2 protein-coding genes are annotated in these 1229 nt (G+C 66.6%); one reads left to right on the forward strand and one right to left on the reverse strand.

Features of this window, described 5'->3' with window-relative positions; translation table 11 throughout:
- On the reverse strand, positions 1-583 hold a 583-nt coding region (locus MKK68_RS28155), incomplete at its 3' end, for a hypothetical protein (RefSeq protein WP_244033599.1).
- A gap of 218 nt (positions 584-801) precedes the next feature.
- Here MKK68_RS28155 and MKK68_RS28160 point away from each other — a divergent pair.
- A partial coding sequence (locus tag MKK68_RS28160) for a transposase (RefSeq protein ID WP_244033600.1) occupies positions 802-1229 on the forward strand: 428 nt, incomplete at its 3' end.

Consider the following 1229-nt stretch of genomic DNA (forward strand, 5'->3'; position numbering starts at 1 on the left):
CGGCCGTGGCGATGTGCCGGAGGATCTCGGGATGGATCAGCACAGGGTCGAGGCTGTCGACCGCTACCAGGGTACCGGCACTGATGCGGCCGCAATAGCGCAACGCGGCAGCCCTCGCGCCCTGCGGTTCGCGTGTAAAAATCTGCCACAGCCGACGATAGGCCTCCGGATCGGTGAGGGCGTCCCGCCCGAGCTCGCTTTCGCGCCCCTCGCCGATGCGCAGCAGCGCCCTGAGATACCCGGTAGGGACGGCCCGACCCGGCACGGCAAACGTTGCACCGATCAGATCGCGAGCTGTGCGCGTCCGCAGCACCTCACCGAGGCCGGCCGCACCGGGGGGTGCGATACCAAGCTGATCCAGGAAGCAGCTCGGGTCCCTCAGATCGGCGCAGGCGAGCACGACGAAGGCAGCCTGACGCGACAGCAGCCCGGCGGTGGCGAGATCAGCCAGGCATCCCCGTGCGCCTTCGCGATCAAGGCGGGCCAAGGGCTTGAGCGGCCATCCAGTGATCGGGTGAGCGTCCCGCTGCAAGCACCGCTCATGCTGACGCGGATCGGTCTGCCTTACGTCGATAGGGTTCAATCCGGTCTCCGTAGCTGCCTCAGTCCTAAAGGCTGCCACCAATCCAAAATCCCGCAACTATTTTCTTCATGCAGACTACGAAGCGCATCGCTCGATCCGGTGAGATGCTTCTCGAGACGCGGTTATCGACGATCTTGCTAAGACCCCGTTTCAAAATGGGCTGAGCGGCAGGTGTCGCGGGCGTTGGGAGAGTGTCTGACGCTCACCCTGGATCGCCGATGTGGACCCCTACCGCTCGCACCGAGCTTGCGCGCGAAAGCCGCCCCTACGCAACCTGTCTGACCGACGCTGAATGGGCCGTCGTCGGCGCGATGCTGCCTAGTCCCGCATCAAGGGGTCGCCCCTGGCGCTGGCCGATGCGGTCGGTGCTGGATGGCGTCCTGTATGTGTTACGGACAGGCTGCGCTTGGCAGCACCTGCCGCATGAGTTCCCACCCTGGTCGACCGTGCATCGCTGGTTCTTGCGCTTGTCAGCGTCGGGCGTGTTCGAGCGCCTCGCCCACGCTCTCACGATGGACGACCGCGAGCGAGCCGGGCGTGAGGCCAGCCCGACGGGTGCCGTCATGGATGCGCAGGCGGCACGCTCGGGCGGCGTCGGCGTCGATGGAGAACGCGGCTACGATCCAGCCCGGCGTGTCGTGGGCCG

The sequence above is a fragment of the Methylobacterium sp. E-016 genome (assembly GCF_022829745.1).
Lineage (GTDB): Bacteria > Pseudomonadota > Alphaproteobacteria > Rhizobiales > Beijerinckiaceae > Methylobacterium.